The 18,441-nt window shown below is 44.0% G+C and carries 17 protein-coding genes; 3 read left to right on the top strand and 14 right to left on the bottom strand.

The annotated features are described in order from the left end of the window. The first annotated feature begins 47 nt into the window (after nucleotides 1-47). From ZOBGAL_RS03675 to ZOBGAL_RS03665, 3 genes are all read left to right on the top strand, one after another. Nucleotides 48-2,042, top strand: coding sequence for a heavy metal translocating P-type ATPase (locus ZOBGAL_RS03675; RefSeq protein WP_046287732.1), 1,995 nt, complete (start codon nucleotides 48-50; stop codon nucleotides 2,040-2,042). Between the two features lie 134 nt (nucleotides 2,043-2,176). Beyond that, a complete protein-coding gene (locus ZOBGAL_RS03670) occupies nucleotides 2,177-4,558 on the top strand; it encodes an outer membrane beta-barrel family protein (RefSeq protein ID WP_013992157.1) in 2,382 nt (793 codons plus the stop codon). A gap of 22 nt (nucleotides 4,559-4,580) precedes the next feature. Beyond that, a complete protein-coding gene (locus ZOBGAL_RS03665; protein ID WP_013992156.1) occupies nucleotides 4,581-5,090 on the top strand; it encodes a membrane protein in 510 nt (169 codons plus the stop codon). Here the strand turns inward: ZOBGAL_RS03665 and ZOBGAL_RS03660 are convergent, their stop codons facing one another. The 14 genes from ZOBGAL_RS03660 to fbaA all read right to left on the bottom strand — a co-directional run bounded on the left by ZOBGAL_RS03660 (nucleotide 5,091) and on the right by fbaA (nucleotide 18,420). After that, nucleotides 5,091-5,735, bottom strand: coding sequence for a response regulator (locus ZOBGAL_RS03660; protein ID WP_013992155.1), 645 nt, complete (start codon nucleotides 5,733-5,735; stop codon nucleotides 5,091-5,093). Next, a complete protein-coding gene (locus tag ZOBGAL_RS22565; protein ID WP_231854792.1) occupies nucleotides 5,725-7,626 on the bottom strand; it encodes a tetratricopeptide repeat-containing sensor histidine kinase in 1,902 nt (633 codons plus the stop codon). The genes ZOBGAL_RS03660 and ZOBGAL_RS22565 overlap by 11 nt, the downstream gene beginning before the upstream one ends. 97 nt (nucleotides 7,627-7,723) lie before the next feature. Further along, nucleotides 7,724-8,218: a hypothetical protein gene (locus ZOBGAL_RS03650; protein WP_013992153.1), complete on the bottom strand. Its 495-nt coding sequence runs from the start codon at nucleotides 8,216-8,218 to the stop codon at nucleotides 7,724-7,726. Nucleotides 8,219-8,318: 100 nt separating this feature from the next. Continuing rightward, entirely contained in the window at nucleotides 8,319-9,299 is a 981-nt protein-coding gene (locus ZOBGAL_RS03645) for a YpdA family putative bacillithiol disulfide reductase (protein WP_013992152.1), read from the bottom strand. Next, nucleotides 9,278-9,958 carry a ribulose-phosphate 3-epimerase gene (gene rpe, locus ZOBGAL_RS03640; protein ID WP_013992151.1) on the bottom strand — a complete coding sequence of 227 codons (681 nt, stop codon included), beginning with the start codon at nucleotides 9,956-9,958 and terminating at the stop codon, nucleotides 9,278-9,280. Before rpe ends, ZOBGAL_RS03645 begins: the two co-directional genes overlap by 22 nt. Nucleotides 9,959-10,054: 96 nt before the next feature. Beyond that, the gene (locus tag ZOBGAL_RS03635) at nucleotides 10,055-11,074 is read right to left on the bottom strand and encodes an adenosine deaminase (RefSeq protein ID WP_013992150.1); all 1,020 of its coding nucleotides are present in this window, start codon (nucleotides 11,072-11,074) and stop codon (nucleotides 10,055-10,057) included. Between the two features lie 129 nt (nucleotides 11,075-11,203). Then, nucleotides 11,204-11,653, bottom strand: a complete 450-nt coding sequence (locus tag ZOBGAL_RS03630; protein ID WP_013992149.1) for a tRNA (cytidine(34)-2'-O)-methyltransferase — start codon at nucleotides 11,651-11,653, stop codon at nucleotides 11,204-11,206. A gap of 3 nt (nucleotides 11,654-11,656) precedes the next feature. Continuing rightward, on the bottom strand, nucleotides 11,657-11,899 hold the full coding sequence (locus ZOBGAL_RS03625) for a VF530 family protein (protein WP_013992148.1): 243 nt from the start codon (nucleotides 11,897-11,899) through the stop codon (nucleotides 11,657-11,659). Between the two features lie 237 nt (nucleotides 11,900-12,136). Next, nucleotides 12,137-13,000 carry a sigma-70 family RNA polymerase sigma factor gene (locus ZOBGAL_RS03620; protein ID WP_013992147.1) on the bottom strand — a complete coding sequence of 288 codons (864 nt, stop codon included), beginning with the start codon at nucleotides 12,998-13,000 and terminating at the stop codon, nucleotides 12,137-12,139. 163 nt (nucleotides 13,001-13,163) lie between these two features. Then, on the bottom strand, nucleotides 13,164-15,386 hold the full coding sequence (locus tag ZOBGAL_RS03615) for a polyribonucleotide nucleotidyltransferase (RefSeq protein ID WP_013992146.1): 2,223 nt from the start codon (nucleotides 15,384-15,386) through the stop codon (nucleotides 13,164-13,166). Nucleotides 15,387-15,582: 196 nt separating this feature from the next. Next, nucleotides 15,583-15,852 carry a 30S ribosomal protein S15 gene (gene rpsO / locus ZOBGAL_RS03610; RefSeq protein WP_013992145.1) on the bottom strand — a complete coding sequence of 90 codons (270 nt, stop codon included), beginning with the start codon at nucleotides 15,850-15,852 and terminating at the stop codon, nucleotides 15,583-15,585. A gap of 106 nt (nucleotides 15,853-15,958) precedes the next feature. Next, nucleotides 15,959-16,444, bottom strand: coding sequence for a hypothetical protein (locus tag ZOBGAL_RS03605; protein WP_013992144.1), 486 nt, complete (start codon nucleotides 16,442-16,444; stop codon nucleotides 15,959-15,961). Further along, nucleotides 16,441-17,316 carry an acetyl-CoA carboxylase, carboxyltransferase subunit beta gene (gene accD, locus ZOBGAL_RS03600; protein ID WP_046287318.1) on the bottom strand — a complete coding sequence of 292 codons (876 nt, stop codon included), beginning with the start codon at nucleotides 17,314-17,316 and terminating at the stop codon, nucleotides 16,441-16,443. Before accD ends, ZOBGAL_RS03605 begins: the two co-directional genes overlap by 4 nt. A 36-nt stretch (nucleotides 17,317-17,352) precedes the next feature. Continuing rightward, entirely contained in the window at nucleotides 17,353-18,420 is a 1,068-nt protein-coding gene (gene fbaA, locus ZOBGAL_RS03595) for a class II fructose-bisphosphate aldolase (protein WP_013992142.1), read from the bottom strand. Nucleotides 18,421-18,441: the final 21 nt, after the last annotated feature.

The raw sequence follows: 18,441 nt of genomic DNA, 5'->3' as shown, positions 1-18,441 counted from the left end.
GTATACCCTTTGAAACAGGGGGGATGAATTGATAATTTTGAACAATGATGAAAAAAAAGAAAATCGTTCTTCGTGATACTGGAGCCCATGAACATTCCGCAGGTGATGGGCACGACCACGGGGGCAGTTGTTGTGATAGCCAAAAGAATGCCAAGTCGAGCCGTATCAAACAATACACACCTGCAATCATAAGTTTCGTATTGTTGATGTCGGGCATTCTGCTCGATTTTTTTAATGTAGGTTTTTTTAAGGATTGGCTCAGAATCGTTTGGTATGTAGCGGCATATATTCCAGTAGGTTTTCCGGTCATGAAGCAAGGTTGGGAGAGTATATTAAAAGGTGATTTTTTTACGGAATTTTTCTTGATGTCAATCGCTACGGTCGGGGCATTCGCCATTGGCGAGTTCCCTGAGGGGGTAGCGGTAATGCTTTTTTATACCGTAGGTGAACTGTTCCAACATTCGGCCGTGACAAAGGCAAGGGGAAATATAAAGGCTCTCTTGGATGTTAGGCCCAAATCGGCTACCGTTCTCCGTGATGGCAATCCGGTTTCGGTAGCGCCCGAATCGGTGAAAATAGGGGAGCGTATTCAGGTACGGGTAGGTGAAAAAGTGCCCTTGGATGGAAAATTGGTATCGCAAAAAGCCAGTCTGAATACGGCGGCTATTTCCGGGGAAAGCAAACCCTCGACCATTCTTCACGGCGATAAGGTATATGCGGGAAGTATCAATCTTGACGGTGTCGTTGAAATTGTGACGACCAAGGAATTTAAGGATAGTTCCATTGCCCGTATACTTGACATGGTACAGAATGCTACGGCCCGTAAGTCGAAAACGGAACTGTTTATCCGAAAGTTCGCCAAGATATATACACCGATCGTGGTATTCTTGGCCATTGGCCTGACCTTGTTTCCTTACTTTTTTGTGCAAGATTATATATTTAGCGAATGGCTGTACCGTGCGTTGATCTTCTTGGTAATCTCGTGTCCTTGTGCCTTGGTGATCTCTATTCCCTTGGGCTATTTTGGAGGTTTGGGGGCGGCTTCACGCAACGGTATTCTGTTCAAGGGGGCTTCCTTTTTGGATACCATAACCAAAATCAACACTTTGGCCATGGACAAAACGGGTACTATGACCAAGGGCGTGTTCAAGATAAAGGACATCGTAGTGTATTCCGAGGACGGATCCACCAATGCCCCCTTGACCGAACAAGATTTTATGCATTATCTCATGGCCATTGAAGCCCAATCCACCCATCCGATAGCCAAGGCAATTTTGGACTATAAAAACGATGGGGAAGGACATAAGGCCCAAGATGTTTTTGAAGTTGCGGGTAAGGGACTGATAGGTACCGTTGACCGTAAATCGGTATTGGCGGGGAACGAGGCCCTGATGCTCGTCAATGGAATTGTCGTTCCTGAAGCAGCGCGTGCCGTCGTTGAAAGCACGGTTATGGTAGCTATTGAAGGAAAGTTTGCAGGCTATGTCGTGATTGCCGACGAGCTAAAGGAAGGCGCTATGGAGGCGGTCGAAAGCATTCGGAAAATGGGCATTTCAAAAATTGTGATGCTGTCGGGCGATAAAGAGGCCATTACGCAAAAAGTAGCGGGAGAACTACATGTCGATTCGGCCATGGGCGGACTCCTGCCTGAAGATAAGCTTAAGGAAGTAGAACGACTAAAGGGCGTTGCCGGGGCAAAAGTGGCCTTTATAGGTGACGGTATCAACGATGCCCCGGTCTTGGCGGCCAGTGATCTGGGAATTGCTATGGGCGGTTTGGGCAGCGATGTGGCCATTGAAACTGCCGATGTGATCATACAAACGGACCAACCGGAAAAAGTGGTCCAAGCCATCGCCATAGGAAGGTCTACACGCCGTATCGTTTGGCAGAATATCGGTTTGGCTTTTGGGGTGAAGGCCATTGTCTTGATTCTGGGGGCCGGTGGCGTCGCTACCATGTGGGAGGCCGTTTTTGCCGATGTGGGCGTTGCTTTATTGGCCGTTTTAAACGCGGTTCGATTGCAAAATATGAAATGGCAATAGGAGGAAGCGTTCCTATTTTGAGGGGAACTGATTTCTCAGATGGAGGGAATATTGTTAAAATTGATAGATAGCCTAGTTAGGATTCTGTTGGTGTGGTTTTTTTACGCATTTTTATAATCCAAACAACTAGTACCATGCATTTAAAATTTACCAGCACGTTTTACGTGCTTCTTTTTGTATTGATGATTACGGAATTGGGACTGGCCCAAGATGGTGAAATCGAGATTACCGGAACAGTAGTCGAAAAGGGAGGCGGGCAACCGATAGCTTTTGCTACGGTCCTGGTAGGCGATAAGGCCACCCAAAAGGGTATCACGGGTACCACGACCCTAGATGACGGTTCGTTTAGTCTCAAGACCGAGGCCCGTAATTTCTTTGTTGAAGTCAGTTTTATAGGATTTGAGAAAAAAAGATTTGACGACCTCGTGCCCGCAAACGGTAAAATCGCTTTAGGGAAGGTAGAACTCGGGCAAGATGCCCAACAGTTATCCGAAGTCGTGGTGGCAGGCGAGGTTTCACGAACCCAGTTCAAGTTAGATAAACGTGTATTCAATGTCGGAAAGGATATCAGTAGCACAGGTGCGAGTGCCCTTGAGGTTCTAAATAACGTGCCGTCGGTGAACGTGAATATTGAAGGGCAGATAAGCTTACGCGGAAGCCAAGGCGTGCAAGTCTTGATAAATGGAAAACCTTCAATCCTTACCGGAGAGGGCGGAAATGCCTTGGGGACGATTACTTCCGATATGATCGAAAGGGTAGAGGTCATTACCAACCCTTCGGCAAAATACGATGCGGAGGGTACTTCGGGAATTATCAATATCGTTATAAAAAAGGAGGAACGTGAGGGACTTAACGGCTCCATTAGTTTGAATACGGGCTCTCCCGATAACCATAGTTTCGGACTTAGCCTTAACCGCCGAACCGAACGCTTCAATCTGTTTAGTCAGTTAGGGGCCGGTTATAGGGAACTCCCTAGCGATGTGGAGAATGTTAACCGAGATTTGACCGATGGTACTTCCATTTCTTCTGTGGGCGAGGAGTTTAGGAATGAGGAATTTTACAATGTTATCCTAGGAACGGATTACTATATCAATGAGAATAACGTACTGACCTTGTCGGGAAATTTTGCCTACGAAATCGAAGATCAGCCCTCAAACACCAATTTTAAGGCTTGGGATGCAAATGACGAGTTGGTCTCTGAATGGGAGCGTACCGAAACGACCGAGGCTACCAACCCAAAATACCAATATGAATTGCAGTACAAAAGTGATTTTAAAGATCACGAAGATCACGACCTTTTGTTCAGTGCCTTGGGGAATTTCTTTGGGAAGGACCAATCTTCCGATTTTGAAGATCTGACCGTATTCGGGGAAGATCGTGATGGTGTGCAACGAACGCGAACCGAGTTTAAGGAAGCCGAGTATACTTTTAAGTTAGATTATACCCGGCCATTTAATGAAGAGTGGACCATGGAAACCGGGGGGCAATATGTCATGAACGATGTCAGCAACGATTATGAGGTAGAAGATTTTGTGTTAGGGGAGTATCAATCCAATCCAGACTTGACCAATGTTTTTGAATACGACCAAAAGGTTATGGCCTTTTACGGTACAGCGGCATATGAAGGTAATAAGTGGGGAATAAAGGCCGGTGTACGGGCGGAACAGACCCATCTCAATACCTTGTTGAAAAATACCGATGAAAAGAATGGGCAAAAGTATACCAATCTCTTCCCAAGTGCGCATACGTCGTATAAATTCACTGACCAGGTCTCCATGCAGGCAGGGTATTCCCGCAGGGTGTACAGACCCGATTTATGGGATTTGAACCCCTTTTTCAATATCAGGAACAACTTTAATATCCGTAAAGGTAATCCTAGTTTGCAGCCCGAATTCACCGATTCATACGAGATAACGAGCATTTATGTTTTAGGTAAGGCATCCCTCAATTTTAGCGTTTATCACCGTTACACCACCGAAGTGATCGAATCTATCTATACTTTCGACGATGACGTGAAAATTAGTAGTCCCGAAAATATTGGAACGAACAAGGCCACAGGTGTGGAGTTTAATGGGAAATACAGTCCGGTAAAATGGTTTACCGCCACTACCGATTTAAATTATAATAGGTTTGTAAGGGATGGAAGCCTAGGTGAGCAAGTATTCGATTTTACCGCTGACCGATGGTCGGGAAAGCTCATGGCCAAGATCAAGATGCCGGCCGATATTGATTTCGAGGCAACCGGAAATTATCAGAGTGGTTATGAAACCATTCAGGGCAGAACCAGTGAAAACCTGTTTTTAGACCTCGGTGCCCGTAAAAAAATATTGAAGGGCAAAGGCGTAGTGAATATAGGGGTGAGAGATGCCTTCGCTTCTCGGGTAAACGAAACGGAAACGATACAGGAAGATTTTTCAAGTTATAGCCGAAGACAACGTGGTAGGTTTATTACTTTTGGCTTCAGTTACGGTTTCGGTAAAGGCGAGGCCATGGAATATTCCGGTAGAAGAAGATAAATCAACGAATTAAAGACTAAAAATGGGAAGAAAAACGGAAGAAAAAATGCGCACCTATCACCGTTACCTTGGCTTTTTCTTGGCCGGTATCATGGCCATGTACGCCATAAGTGGTATTATCTTGATTTTTAGGGATACCGATTTTCTCAAGAAAGAGTTTGCCATTGAAAAAACGATACAGCCCAATGTTAAGGCTGACGACCTAGGCAAGATGCTCAAAATAAAACACTTTAAGCTAGAAAAGGAAGAGGGCGGTATCGTGCACTTTGAAGGCGGTTCTTATGACAGTAAAACGGGCTTGGCCTCATATACCGTTAAAACATTGCCTTTCGTTTTGGACAAAATGACCAAGGTGCATAAGGCGACCTCTAGCCAACCCTTGTTTTTTCTGAATATTTTCTTTGGGGCTTCCTTGCTTTTCTTTGTGATATCGGCCTTTTGGATGTTCAGGCCCAGTGCCCCGATCTTTAAAAAAGGACTCTATTTTGCCTTGGGCGGGCTACTTCTTACCTTGATCTTGCTTTTTGTATGATCAAGAATCGAGAAGTCCGATTTTAATGGCATGCTTGGTCAGGCCGGCCAAGTTTTTTACCTGCAGTTTTGAGATGAGGTTCTTGCGATAGCTTTCTATGGTATGTTTGCTTAAATAGAGTTTATCGGCAATTTCTTGGGTGGTGTATTCGTCGGCAATGAGCTTTAAGACTTCTTTTTCACGGTCGGTAAGATGCACTTCGTCTTGCTTCTTGTTTTCGAACATGGCATCGGTATAGGCCTGTTTGATTTCCTGTGAGAAATACTTTTCGCCCTTGACAATGGTGCGCATGGCGGTTAAGAGCTCGTCTTTTTCTGCGTTTTTGGGTACATAGCCGTCTACATTGTTTTGGATCAGTTTTTCGATCATACTTCCATCAATATGCATACTCACTACCAAGGTCTTTAGGCTAGGGTGTTTTTCCTTCACTATGCGGTTTAAGGCTATGCCGTCCATTTCGGGCATGCTGAGGTCCGTTATCAGTAAATGGAGGTCGTCAGTGCCATTGATATCTAGATATTTAACGACTTGTTTTCCGTTTTTGGCCGTGGTCCTTACCGAAAATTCAGGGGCATCGTTCAAGATGCTTAGGAGGCCGTCAATGAACATTTTGTGGTCATCTGCTATGATGAGGTTATATTTCATTTGAAGTGGGTTTTATGGGGATTTCTATGGAAATAACAGTGCCCCTGTTTTGTAATGAGTCGATGTGAAACGTACCGTTCATATGGTTTATCCTGCTCCGTATATTTTCAAAACCGATACCTTCTTTTATGTCGGATGGGTCAAATCCTTTTCCATTGTCTTCAAAGAGAAGTGACAATTCCTTTTCCAGCAGGTTCAAGTGGATGTCAACCCGACTTGCTTCGGCATGTTTGAGGGTATTGGTCATCAATTCTTGAATAACCTTGAACAGCTCCATTTGGGTCATGTCGTCAATGCCGTTGATATCCGCTTCAGGATGGGGGTAAAAACCGATTTCAAGTTTTCCGCTACGGGAAATGGAGCCAATGTATTCCCTGATAAGCTCTGAAAAAGCATGTTGCTTGAATTTCTTGGGGATAAGCGTATGCGATATATCGCGCACCAGTTGGTAGGTTTCGTCCAGTTGATGGTTAATTTCCTTCCACTTGGAAGATTCCTTGGTCAGGGAAGCTACCTGTAGCTTGATTCCGGCTAGGTTTCCGCCTATACTGTCGTGTAATTCTTGGGCGATTCGTTTGCGCTCCTCGTCTTGGCCTTCTATGGCGGCCTTGATCAAGTTGAGTTCTTGCTCTTGTTTTAGGGCGGTAACCCTTTGCTGGTTTATGACTTCCTGTTTTTTTGTGAGTTCGCTTTGGGCCTGAATTTTTTGATAGTAAACATAGAGTAAGGCGATAATGGGGATCAATATGATTAAAAAGCCGATAAGAAATGCGTTCTTAATCGTTTTTTGCCTTTCTAATTCCGCGTTCTTGGCGATTTGCTCTTCTTCAAGACTTGAAATCGTTTTCTCTTTTTCTAGGGTTTCGTATTGAATTTCGAGCTCTTTAATGATTTCCCGTTGTTGTTTGGCCGTGATCTTATTGTTGACACGGAACAGCTGGGTCATTGCCGCATAGGCGTTTTTATAGTCTTCCAATTGCGAAAAACTCCTGGCCTGCATCGTTAAGGTCTCCTTTTGGAACTGTAAGTTTTCGCGCTCTATGGCATTGATATAGGCAATGCTTAGGGCTATGTTCGCGGTTTCGTACATCCCTTCCAAGTAATAGAGCTTGGCCAATAGCAGCGAACCTTCAAAATATATGGCGGTAAGATCGTTTGCCAAAGCTTGGTTTCGAACGGATTCGTACTCTTGAAATGCCTTTTCGATAGCTCCCGTTGCTTGGGCCAGTTTGGCCAGTTCAAGTTTTGCCGCAAGTTGCTTTTCAAAATCCTTAAAGTCGGTGGCCATACGCAAGGCCTCGTCGTATTGTGTTTTGGCCAACTCGTATTCTCCTTTCATCAAATGGGCATTGCCCATAAATATTTGGGCCTGTATGGTGAGTTCCGGAAACATGGTGCCAAAATCCATAATGGCCTTTGTCAGGGTTTCAAGGGCTTTATCGCTTTCCGAGTTTTGTATGTAACTATGGGCCAAGCCGATTTTGTTCTTGTATTGAAACTCTTCCGAATGGGCGGCTTCTGCATCTTTTAGGCCTTTGATGTGCCACTCTACCGATTTGTCCAAGAGACCGTTGATGTGGCTGCCGATACCTAAAAAGTAATGTGCTTTGGCATAGTGCAATTGCTTAGAGGCATCCGGTTTGTCCCAATTACCGAGTTCCTTCATGTATAGGTTGCCGTAGTGCAGGATAGAATCGGTATTTCCCCTTTTGATATGTTGTTCCGCCAATTGCTCAAAAACCGAAAAGCGCTGGCTCCCGTAATCGGCATTGTTTAAGGCCTCGTAGTATGAGGTTAGCGATTCTTCCTTGTTGTTCGGAATGGTAGAGAAGGTATTTATCTGAACCTTGTCCGTGTTTGCTGAATCACCATCGGCTTCTTGGGCCTTCACGGGCGATATCCCCAAGAAGAATATCAGGGTGATAATCGCGAGTAGGTGAAAGCTAGGGGCGATATGTAGGCTGTATTTTGTTTTCAGTGCTTTGGTTTTATCCTGGGAGGTACGCGCGTTTTAAATGGTTCCCTTCCAATTCAACAACTTTTTTCTCGATATATTTTAGCAATTCGGGGCAATCACTTTGGTAATCGTCGCAAATTACGGTTTTTGACTTTTTGCCCGTGCGCAAGGTGACAATTAGTTGACTGGTGCAAGAGGTGTCGGTACCGTAATAGGATTCTAGGTCCCAGAATCCGCTGGCCTCTAATTTCTTAAAAAAACCGATGGTCTGTAAGCTGTCTAAAAAGGTTTGGCTGTTATTGTTATAGGTTGAGGTCTCAAAATTGGAGGCGATGCCCGGAATGTGCGAAATTTTGTTCCGGGTAAGTTTGAACGAATCGAAATGAAAGGCACCCCGTTGGACCAATAGGGTATACTGTTCGGGTTTTCCGAAATGCCCCCCATCATGTGCTTTGTTCGATTTGTTGTTGTAGTACGCGGCCACGGCTAGACAAATGCATAAAAGTGTTGGGTAGATGTGTTTCATTGTTCAGGTTCTTGATGGTACAAATGTCATATTTTGTACCACCCTGGTAAATACCTGTAACCGTGAAATCATACCCCCTGAAAACGGGGGTATGTAAATTTTAGGTTTTGCTGATTTCCTCTTCCTTAAGGATCGAGGCAATGATGAGTTTGGCGTGTATCCTAGAGTTTTCTATAAACCACTTGTGGGTTTCCATCCCTCCGCAGATAACCCCTGCCAAATAAATTCCGGAGACATTGGTCTCCATGGTCTCGGGATCGTATTGGGGCAATTTTTTTTCGTCATCTGAAAGTTTGACTCCCATACGTGTCAAGAAGTCAAAATTTGGCTTGTAACCTGTCAAGGCCAATACAAAGTCGTTTTCTAAAGTGATAGTACCCTCAGGGGTATCGACGACGATTTCATTTGGGCGAACTTCTTTAAGCACGGAATTGTAATACGCCTTGATACTGCCCTCTTCGATACGATTGATGATATCGGGGCGCACCCAATATTTTACACGTTGGCCCACTTCGTTTCCCCTTATGATCAGTGAAACTTCGGCTCCCTTGCGCCAACATTCCAAAGCTGCGTCAATGGCCGAATTACTAGCGCCCACAACGGCTAGTTTTTGATGGGCATAATAATGCGGGTCATTGTAGTAATGGGCAATTTTAGGTAGGTCTTCCCCGGGTATGTTCAGGGTATTGGGCAGGTCGTAAAACCCTGTGGCCACGACAACCTTGTCGGCGGTATAGCTCTGTTTGCTAGTGGCGATGCTAAAACTTCCGTTGGTCTTTTCCACTTTTTCCACTTTTTCGAATAGGCGTATGTTCAGCTTGTTGGAACTAACTATTCTTCGGTAATACTCTAGGGCCTCGTTTCGCTTGGGTTTGGCCTCTTTGCTGATGAAAGGTATTTCATCGATTTCAAGCTTTTCCGAAGAAGAAAAAAACTGCATGTTCTGTGGGTAGTTGAACAAGGAGTTTACAATAGGGCCTTTTTCAAGGATGACGTAGTCCAGTCCTTTTTTTTTGGCTTCAAGTCCGCATGCGATTCCTATAGGTCCGCCTCCTATAATTACAACTCGAAAATGCTCCATCTATCGGTAGATTTTTTAAGTTCTGAAATGGTCTGTTTTGGGTCTTCGGTATTAAAGATAAAGCTTCCCGCTACCAGGGCATCGGCACCGGCTTTGATCAGGGCTTTTGCGTTTTTTGAATTGACACCGCCATCGACCTCTATTAGGGTAGGGGCGTCCGATTCTTTGATCAGTTCTTTGAGGTTGTGTATCTTTTCATAGGTATTTTCAATAAAACTTTGTCCCCCAAATCCCGGATTAACGCTCATGATAAGGGCAATGTCCAAATCTTTTATTACGTTTTTGAGCAGGTTGACATTGGTATGCGGGTTTAGGGCAACCCCGGCCTTCATGCCTTCTGCCTTTATGGCCTGTATCGTTCGGTGTAAATGTGTGCAAGCTTCGTAGTGAACGGTCAGATGGGTGGCGCCCAGCTCGGCAAAAGTTTTGATATAACGGTCTGGGTCTACAATCATCAAGTGCACATCTAAGGGCTTTGTAGCATGCTTGGCAATGGTTTTTACGACGGGCATACCGTAGGAGATGTTGGGTACGAATACCCCGTCCATAATGTCGATATGGTGCCAGTCCGCATCACTTTCGTTTACCATTTCTATATCGCGCTGCAAGTTGCCGAAATCGGCCGCCAGAAGGGAAGGTGCAATTTTTGTCTTGCTCATTTTATGTCTGTTCAAAAGGGTTTGTACAAAAGTAGTGAATTGTGTTTTTACGTATTATCCCATGCTGACAAAAGAATGGTATTTCTGCTGTTTTGCTCAGTGTTTTTGGAGATAGCGATCAATTTCGTCTATGTACTTTTGTTTTTCGTCGTTCTTCAGCCAACTCGCCTTAAATCCGTTTTTGGCAAGCGTCGCTATTTGGGGTTTTGAAAGGTTCAAGGCTTGGGCTACGCCTTGGTAATTTTCGTTCATATAACCACCGAAATAAGCGGGGTCGTCAGAGTTGATGGTCACCAACAGGCCATGGGCCATCATTGTGGGCAAGGGGTGTTCCTTTAAATCGCGAACCACCTTTAACTCAAGGTTCGATAGGGGGCATAGGGTAAGTGGAGTCTGTTGTTCGGCTAGTCGCTTTACCAGTTTCGCATCGTCGAGACAGCGGTTGCCATGGTCTATTCGGGTGACCATGAGCAGGTCTAAAGCCTCCCAGATATATTCTGACGGACCTTCTTCACCGGCATGGGCTACTGTCAAGAAGCCTTCTTCCAAGGCCTTTTTAAAGACATTTTTAAATTTTGATGGGGGATTGCCCACTTCAGAGGAATCAAGCCCTACAGCAACGATTTTGTCTTTGTGGGGCAATGCCTGCTCCAATGTTTTAAAGGCCGATGCTTCGTCGAGATGCCTTAAAAAGTTCATGATCAGTTTAAAGCTGATGCCCAATTGTTCTTGGCCATCTTTCAAGGCCTTGTAGATTCCGTTCAAGACGGTCTCAAAGGACACACCACGGTCGGTATGGGTCTGTGGGTCAAAGAATATTTCTATGTGTTTGACATTTTGCCCGCTTACCTTGGTCAGATAGGCCCAGGTGAGATCGTAAAAGTCCACTTCCTTTATAAGGACCGAGGCTCCGGCATAGTAAATGTCTAGGAATTCTTGAAGGTTGTTAAAGCTATAGGCCCGTTTTAAGGCCTCGACATCGGCATAATCAATTTTAAGATGGTTCCGTTTTGCGATTTTGAACATTAACTCCGGTTCAAAAGTGCCTTCAATATGTAGATGGAGTTCGGTTTTGGGTAAGCCTTCGATAAAAGTTTGAATGGAAGCGTCTTTCATAGGGAAGTGCATTTAGTTAAGAAAACGAGAGGTTTACCACTCAATTTAAGCGTTTTTTTACAAAGCTTGTCGCTTTTAACAATTTGTAGTCCCTTAAGGTGTGTACGGTCCCGTCTAAGAGGGTTTTGCTTATATGTGCTTAAGGCCTTCATAAACCGCAATGCCCACGGCATTGGCCAGGTTCAGGCTTCGAACGTGCTCGCTGTAAAGGGGTATTTTATACAGGTGGTCTTCGTACCTCGAAACTAGGGAAGGGGGAAGGCCCACCGATTCTTTGCCAAATACCAGAAATTGTTCGTCTTCATAAGGAATGGACCAATGGTTTTTTGAAGCATGGCTGGAAAAGAGTACGAGGTTCTTGTCGCCGTGTTGCTTCAGAAAGTCGTCTAAGCTATCGTATAGGTACAAATCGAGATGGGGCCAATAGTCAAGTCCTGCCCGTTTAAGGCGTTTGTCATCCAATTCAAAGCCAAAGGGTTTTATAAGGTGCAGCTTGGCGCCAGAGGCCAGTGCCAGTCTGCCAATATTTCCGGTATTGTTGGGTATTTCTGGTTCTACAAGTACAATATTGAACGACATGGGCTATTTTTTGTGAAACGATTTGAGATACAACTGTTCTACCTTGGTTCGGGCCCATGGTGTTCGCCTTAGGAACTTAAGCGAGGATTTTATGGTAGGATTGCTTTTGAAGCAGTTGATGTTTATGCGTTCGGCCAGTTCTTCCCAAGTGTATTTTTCTGTAAGCTTTTCTAGGATATCGGCCAGTTTTACCCCATGTAAGGGGTTGTTCGGCTGGGTTTTCGGTGTTTTGTTTTCAGATTCCATAGGTGTTGGAGGTATAGTGTTTTTGGTCTCGAACCATGACTACATTCTGCAAATACGCTATTGTAGTGCGGGTGTAATTTAAATGTTATAAATGAAAAAACTCCGGTAATCAGCCGGAGTTTATTCATCAATCAAAAAACGAACAGTCATGATAAACTGTTGTTGCTTTTAAAATTACAATATATATGCCAAATATCCAATTTAAGGATTATTTAACGTGTAATTTTCTCGGGTCGATTAACCCAAATAGGTTTTTAGGATCTTACTTCTTGAAGTGTGTTTCAACCTTCTGATCGCTTTTTCCTTAATCTGACGAACCCTTTCCCTTGTCAGGTCAAAAGTTTCGCCAATTTCCTCTAGTGTCATTGAGTGCTGTCCGGCCAAACCGAAGTACAAACGGATGACATCGGCTTCCCTAGGGGTCAAGGTTTCCAAAGCGCGCTCAATTTCGGTGCGCAAAGATTCGTGCAACAATTCTTTGTCGGGGTTTGGCGATTCACCACTACGAAGTACATCGTATAGGTTAGAATCTTCACCGTCGATCAAAGGAGCGTCCATAGATACGTGACGACCTGAGTTCTTAAGTGATTGCTTCACATCCTCCACCGTCATATCCAGCTCTTTTGCAATTTCTTCCGCAGATGGCATACGCTCATGTGCTTGCTCAAGAAAAGCAAAGGTCTTGTTGATTTTGTTGATCGAACCAATTTTGTTCAATGGCAAACGTACAATACGTGATTGTTCGGCCAAAGCTTGTAAAATCGATTGACGAATCCACCATACAGCATAGGAAATAAATTTAAATCCCCTCGTTTCGTCAAAGCGTTGTGCGGCCTTAATAAGGCCAAGGTTACCCTCGTTGATCAAATCGGGTAAAGTAAGTCCCTGGTTTTGGTACTGCTTGGCAACCGATACAACGAATCGAAGATTGGCCTTTGTGAGTTTTTCAAGAGCGACCTGATCGCCTGCCTTGATGCGTTGTGCCAATTCTACTTCTTCATCTGCTGTAATCAAGTCTACTTTGCCTATTTCTTGCAAGTACTTGTCCAAAGATGCGGTCTCCCTGTTGGTGACCTGTTTTGTTATTTTAAGCTGTCTCATGTAAATAAATTAGGTTCAGTTTGCATAGACTGCATATACTTATACGTAATAAAGCCAGAAATGTTACAAACAGGTGAAAAAAAGTTCATTTTTTAGATAAGTCGCATAAAAAAGCCCCAACTTAACGAGTTGGGGCTTAAATTATGTTAAACTTTTAGAAAGATTAATCTCTTCTAGGTTTGCGATCACGTCCGCCACCTCGTCTATCGTCCCTACCGCGACCACGATCCTTGTCGTTACGTGGTGGTCTTTCTACAAAACCTTCGGGTTTAGGTAACAAGGCTTTTCTAGAAACCTTTTCTTTGCGGGTTCTAGGGTCGGTACCCATGTATTTTACGTCAAAAACATCGCCCATGTTTACAACATCGGAAACATTTTCGGTGCGTTCCCATGCCAATTCGGACACGTGCAACAATACTTCATTGCCCGGGGCGTCTAAATATTCGACTACGGCACCGAAATCTAACATTTTAATGACCTTCACCTCGTAAACACTGCCTACTTCAGGTTTGAACATTAAAGAGTCTATTTTGGTCAATACCGCATCGATACCATTTTGGTCCGTACCCAATATTTCAACAATACCTTCTTCGGTAACGGGATCTTCATTGATAACAATGGTAGTTCCGGTTTCTTTCTGAAGTTCTTGGATCACTTTTCCACCAGGTCCGATAAGTGCACCAATGAATTCGTTAGGAATTACACGGGTTACCATCTTCGGAGAGTGAGGTTTTACGTCTGGGTTCGGAGCGGCGATAGTATCGGTCAGTTTTTTAAGGATGTGTAAACGACCATCTTTGGCTTGCTTCAAGGCATTTACCAAAATTTCGTAAGAAAGGCCTTTTACCTTAATGTCCATTTGGCAAGCGGTAATACCATCGGCGGTACCGGTTACTTTAAAGTCCATATCACCTAAGTGATCTTCATCCCCTAAAATATCTGAAAGTACGGCATATTTACCACTTTCCGTATCTGTAATCAAGCCCATGGCGATACCTGATACCGGTTTTTTCAATTGAACACCGGCGTCCATCAATGCCATAGTACCCGAACATACCGTTGCCATAGAAGAAGAACCGTTAGATTCCAATACTTCAGAAACAACACGTACGGTATAAGGGCAGTCATCAGGAACCATTCCTTTCAAGGCACGTTGTGCCAAGTTACCATGTCCTACTTCCCTACGGGAGGTACCACGGATAGGTCTTGCTTCACCTGTTGAGAAAGGAGGGAAGTTATAATGTAGATAGAAACGCTCTTCGCCTTCGTGCGATGGCATGTCTATTTGGTTGGAATCCCTAGAAGTACCTAAGGTTACGGTTGCAAGGGCTTGGGTTTCACCTCGGGTGAAAATAGCGGAACCGTGTGTTGAAGGCAAGTAATCGACTTCACACCAGATAGGTCTGATTTCATCGGTCTTACGTCCGTCTAAACGTAAGCCCTCGTTCAAGGTAAGGTCGCGAACAGCGGCTTTCTCGGCCTTGTAGAAATATTTAGAGATCAAGGAACCGTATTCTTCTTGCTCTTCTTCAGAGAAAGTAGCTATTACTTCTTCTTTGATGGCATCGAATGCGGCAGTTCTCTCGTGTTTTGCTGAACCGGCTTTTGCCACGGCGTATACTTTGTCATAAGCAAGGTCGTGAACTTTTTTGGCCAATTCTTCGTCTTCTCTTTCCGGTTCGTACTCGCGAACTTCTTTCCTTCCGAAAGCTTCGGCAAGTCTTAATTGGGCGGCACATTGTTCTTTGATCGCTTCGTGTGCGAATTTGATGGCTTCTGTCATTTCCTCTTCGGAAATTTCATCCATCTCACCTTCTACCATCATAACGGAATCGGCAGAGGCACCGATCATCATATCGATGTCGGACTCTTCTAATTGCGCTCTGGTAGGGTTGATGATGAACTCACCGTTAACACGACCGACACGTGCTTCTGAAATAGCACATTCAAATGGGAAATCGGATAATTGAATGGCGGCAGATGCAGCCAAACCGGCCATTGCATCTGGCATTACATTTTCGTCATGCGACATGAGTTGGATCATCACCTGGGTTTCAGAGTGGTAATCTTTTGGGAAAAGTGGGCGTAGTACACGGTCCACCAAACGCATGGTCAATACTTCCCCATCACTTGGTCTGGCTTCTCTTTTGAAGAACCCCCCTGGGTAACGGCCCGCTGCTGCAAATTTTTCGCGGTAGTCTACCGTAAGTGGAAGAAAGTCAACATCACTTTGTTTGTAATTGGAAACAACGGTACACAACAGCATACATTTTCCTGATTGCACAACAACAGAACCATGGGCCTGTTTTGCCAATTTTCCGGTTTCGATAGAAATTTCCCTACCGTCCCCGAGGTCGATGACCTCTTTAAATACTTTTGGAATCATAAATTTTAATTAAATACGTCTTTCGACGAATCGTTAAACAATGGTCTTATCGACTTGTTGAAGGTCGAAGTTGTTGTGTTGTGTTGACCAATGAAAAACTGGGTGCAGCTTTTTGTAAAAAAAATATCCTAATACATAGGATTACTAAAATAGATAAAAAAAATAAGGGCCGAAAATTTCAGCCCTTATGATATACTTATTTTCTAATGCCTAGTTCCTTGATAAGCTCACGATATTTTACAATATCTTTCTTTTTCAAGTAATCTAGTAGACTTCTTCTCTTACCTACCAAACGTACTAACGAACGCTCAGTGTTGAAATCTTTGTGGTTTCTTTTTAAGTGGCCGGTCAAATGATTGATACGGTGTGTAAACAATGCGATTTGTCCTTCGGTAGAACCAGTGTTCTCCTCTTTTCCGCCGTGTTTCTTAAAGATTTCGGCTTTTACTTCTTTTGTTAGATACATGCCAATATTATTTTAAATGATTTTTATGTATATGGCCGATTTTCGGTCAAGCGGCAAAGATACAATTAAAATTGATATTTTAAAGGGAGCCCTCTTAATATGTGGACTAAAATTCGCATCCTGATGGAAGCGGGTCTGCTTTTTCCAGGTCATTGGCGAACTTGGCATCCAAGATCGTGGGTATAAAACCGCTTTCTACGGAACCTTTTTGCCCCTTGGTAGAATATCCGGTGGCGTTCATATGGGCACGAACGTATACTTGGGTATTCTTTTTTAATTGGATGTTTGTACCCGTACGTGAAAAAGGTTGTTCGTCAACATGGCTGTGGGTAAGGATCCTTCGATAGATAAGGTGTCCGTCAAGGTCGACGATTTCCCACCAATCGGCGTATTGCTCGCAACCGGTGTCCGCACTTTCAATGGTAACCTCAAAAGAATAGGCGTTCTCATTTCCGGTAGTTTTTACCGCGATTACCCTAGCCCCATCTTTTAAAAAGCTTGCCGCATCTTCAGCGGCAAGCTCTTTTTCTTTATCGGTAGAACAACAGGTCAACCCCAGTGAAATGAAAATAAGAAGAACTATAGGTTTCATGCTGAAATTTCCTCAGACCTAACCGGGTTGTTCTGGATCAAATCAATATAAAGATTGATTTTCTTTTTCAAATCCCTTCTGTGGGAGATAAAATCGAGAAAACCGTGTTCTTTTACAAATTCCGCCGTTTGGAAACCATCGGGAAGTTCTTTTCCCGTAGCTTCTTTTACCACCCTTGGCCCGGCAAAACCGATCAAGGCGCCAGGTTCGGAGATGTTAATATCGCCCAACATGGCATATGAAGCCGTTGTACCCCCTGTAGTTGGGTCGGTACAAAGCGATATGTACGGTAATTTAGCCTCTGCCAATTGTGCCAATTTGGCCGAGGTCTTGGCCAATTGCATCAATGAAAGGGCGGCTTCCATCATACGGGCCCCACCTGATTTTGAAATCATAACAAAAGGAACCTTCTTTTTCATGGCATAATCTATGGCCCGTGCGATTTTTTCGCCTACCACACTGCCCATTGAGCCGCCTATGAAATTAAAATCCATACAGGCTATGACGATGTCTTTGCCCATAGACTTTCCAAAGCCGGTTCTAACGGCGTCTTTGAGTCCTGTTTTCTTCTGGGCGGCCTTTAAGCGTTCTGAATATTTTTTGGTATCCTCGAATTTTAAAGGGTCTTTAGAAGTCAATTTGGCATCAAGTTCCCTGAATTTGTTGTCGTCAAAAAGTATTTCAAAATACTCTTTACTCCCGATGCGAACATGGTAGTCGTCTTCAGGGCTCACATAAAAGTTTTTGGCGAGTACCTCAGACTCAACGATCTTTCCCGTTGGAGATTTGTACCACAACCCTTTTGGGGTGTCTTTTTTCTCTTCCGTCGCCGTTTGTATTCCCTTTTCCTTTCTTCTGAACCAAGCCGTCATATCTTCCATAAATTAGTTTGGGGATGTATTTCTACTTTATAGGGTGTTAACGTTGTTTAGGTCTTCAAAGGCTTTCTTCAATCTTTCGATAAAAGATTTTTCTCCTTCACGTAGCCAAACTCTTGGGTCGTAATATTTCTTGTTAGGTTCGTCGGCACCTTTTGGGTTTCCTATTTGTGATTGTAGGTAGTCTTTGTTGTCTTGGACATAATCACGTACCCCAGCTAAAAATGCATACTGCAAATCGGTGTCGATATTCATTTTTATAACCCCGTAGCCAATAGCTTCCCTGATTTCTTCAACGGTAGAACCCGATCCTCCGTGAAAAACAAAATCGATATGGTTATGCTCTACACCGTATTTTTCGGAAATGTATTCTTGGGAGTTTTTAAGGATTTTTGGGGTCAACTTAACGTTACCTGGTTTGTATACACCGTGAACGTTACCAAAAGCGGCAGCAATAGTGAATTTCGGACTTACTTTAGAAAGCTCTTCGTAGGCGTAGGCAACTTCTTCGGGCTGGGTGTACAATTTAGAATCGTCAACATCTGAGTTGTCAACACCATCTTCCTCACCACCTGTAATGCCAAGTTCGATTTCTAGGGTCATGTTCATCTTGCTCATGCGCTCTAAGTAGCCCTTGCAGATTTCAATGTTCTCTTCAAGAGGCTCCTCTGAAAGGTCGATCATGTGCGAGCTGAAAAGGGATTTTCCGGTTTCGGCGAAATGCTTTTCACTGGCATCTAAAAGTCCGTCTATCCAAGGCAATAATTTTTTGGCACAGTGGTCGGTGTGAAGAATAACGGTAGCGCCATAGGCCTCTGCCAATTGATGAACGTGTTTTGCTCCGGCAACGGCACCAAGAATAGCTGCTTTTTGACCATCGTTGGATAGACCTTTGCCAGCGTTAAACTGAGCACCGCCATTAGAGAATTGAATGATTACAGGGGCGTTTAAACTTGCCGCTGTTTCTAGAACACCGTTAATCGTATCTGAGCCGATAACGTTCACTGCCGGAAGGGCAAATCCTTTCTCCTTGGCATAATTGAAAATCGCTTGTACTTCGTCACCTGTTGCGACACCTGGTTTTATACTGTGGGCCATAATATTTCTGGTCTATATAGT

It is taken from the genome of Zobellia galactanivorans, from assembly GCF_000973105.1.
Lineage (GTDB): Bacteria > Bacteroidota > Bacteroidia > Flavobacteriales > Flavobacteriaceae > Zobellia > Zobellia galactanivorans.
This window is presented reverse-complemented; position numbering and strand designations above follow the sequence as displayed.